Raw genomic sequence first — 1,245 nt, 5'->3', positions numbered from 1 at the left:
CTGGGACGGCGTCAGCCCCGACCGGAACTTCACCGGCATCGAGAACTACACCCAACTGTTCACGCGCCCCGAGCTGTTCCGGGTCTTCTTCGTCAGCTTCTACTACCTGGCCGCGTCCGCCGTGCAGATCGTGATCGCGCTGTACTTCGCGACGGTGCTCAGCTTCGACCTGCGCTTGCGCAACCTCTTCAAGGGAATCCTGTTCTTCCCCTACCTGATCAACGGCGTCGCCATCGGTTTCGTCTTCCTCTACTTCTTCCAGGACGGCGGCACCCTCGACTCGATCCTGTCCTGGTTCGGAGTCGGCGGCGACCATGCCTGGCTCGGTGACCCCGAGTCGGCCAACACCTCGCTCGCCGGAGTGTCCGTATGGCGCTTCACCGGCCTGAACTTCGTGCTGTTCCTGGGGGCGATCCAGTCGATCCCCGGCGAACTGTACGAGGCGGCCCAACTGGACGGCGCCAGCCGCTGGCAGCAGTTCCGGCACATCATCGCGCCGAGCATCAAACCCGTCGTGAGCCTCAGCGTCATCCTGGCCATCTCCGGCTCACTGGCCGTCTTCGAGATCCCGTACATCATGACCGGCGGCGCGACCGACACCTCGACCTTCGTCATCCAGACGGTCAAGCTCGCCTTCCAGTTCAACAAGACGGGCCTGGCCTCGGCCTGCGCCGTCGTGCTGCTCCTGATCATCCTGCTGGTCACCTGGATCCAGCGCCGGATCGTGCCCGACGACAAGGTGGACCTCGTATGACCACGCTGACTCCACCCACCCGGCCGGCCGCTCCCGGCAGGCGCCTCACCGCCCCGGGCAGGCGGCCCCGGGCCGGCACGGCGCTGACCTATCTCTCGCTGGTCGTCGCCTCGCTCGTGGTGCTCGTCCCCTTGCTCGTCGTCTTCCTCACCTCGCTCAAGACGTCCCGCGAGGTGACCGACGGCGGCGCGATGAGCCTGCCGGAGAACTGGCTGAACTTCTCCAACTACGCGACCGCCTTCAACGACGGCAAGATGCTGATGGCGTTCGGGAACACGGCGTTCATCCTGCTGTTCTCGATCACCGGCACCGTGCTCATCGGGTCCATGACGGCGTACGCGATCGACCGCTTCGACTTCCGGCTCAAGAAGACGGTCATGGCCCTGTTCCTGATCGCCACGCTGGTCCCCGGCGTGACGACCCAGGTGGCGACCTTCCAAGTGGTCAACAGCTTCGGCCTGTTCGACACCCATTGGGCGCCCATCCTGCTC

Annotated in this window: 1 protein-coding gene and 1 pseudogene; both read left to right on the top strand. The window is 65.2% G+C overall.

Features of this window, described 5'->3' with window-relative positions; all coding sequences use genetic code 11:
• Positions 1–754 (top strand): carbohydrate ABC transporter permease (locus ACQKIP_RS47735; protein WP_427745898.1); only part of this gene is annotated, 754 nt, incomplete at its 5' end.
• Positions 751–1,245: pseudogene (locus ACQKIP_RS47730) on the top strand (carbohydrate ABC transporter permease); the annotation flags it as partial. The gene ACQKIP_RS47735 and the pseudogene ACQKIP_RS47730, both read left to right, overlap by 4 nt.

Source organism: Streptomyces sp. NPDC059900, from assembly GCF_050270335.1.
Lineage (GTDB): Bacteria > Actinomycetota > Actinomycetes > Streptomycetales > Streptomycetaceae > Streptomyces.
This window is presented reverse-complemented; position numbering and strand designations above follow the sequence as displayed.